This window comes from Klebsiella sp. 7-CIP_Kleb. (assembly GCF_050378655.1).
GTDB classification, from domain to species: domain Bacteria; phylum Pseudomonadota; class Gammaproteobacteria; order Enterobacterales; family Enterobacteriaceae; genus Klebsiella; species Klebsiella quasipneumoniae.
In genome coordinates this window covers 1-614 of sequence record NZ_JBNRLJ010000041.1, presented here as the reverse complement: position 1 = coordinate 614, position 614 = coordinate 1, and the positions used below count along the sequence as shown (strand labels likewise).

1 protein-coding gene is annotated in these 614 nt (G+C 54.2%); it reads left to right on the top strand.

The genetic code is table 11. The features are described from left to right. A partial coding sequence (locus ACQUTI_RS26335; RefSeq protein ID WP_428923431.1) for an antitermination protein occupies positions 1–614 on the top strand: 614 nt, incomplete at both ends.

Here is a 614-nt window from a genome sequence, read left to right as displayed (position 1 = left end):
CTGACCGGAACAGATGTTATGGCGGCCATCGGTACCACCAGCAGTCGTGCGCGCTTCGGCCTTGCCGCTTTCCTCGGAAAGGCTGGTATCAGCAAAACGGACGAACAGCTTGCAATTCAGGCGCTGGCGCAGTTTGCCATCAAAAACGCTCCTAAAAATGTCCGCAAAGCCGCTGGTGACAAGCTCGGCGCCTGCATGTTGACGCTGGCGCAATTTGCCTTTGCGGAATACTCACGTTCGGCGGCCACCAGAGCAACGTGTCAAAGCTGCAGCGGTACCGGCTTTATTTCCCGCCATGAAGATGTAATTAAGCACCCCGGTATTTTCGATGCTGACGGTGTCGAAGTGAAGGCCCCAAAGATTAGAAATGAACTGGTGAAAAGGGTCTGTGGAGTGTGCGGAGGAAAGAAAGTGATCCATGCGCGATGCAGGTGTGGTGGTAAAGGGGAGGTCTTAGATCGCAAAGCGACCAAAGAACTTGGCGCACCGGTTTTCAAAACATGTGAACGCTGCTCTGGTAATGGCTTCTCTGTTGTACCCTCTGCGACGGTACACCGCGCCATTCTGAAGCGTCTCCCGGATCTCCATCAGTCTTCGTGGTCACGCAACTGGAA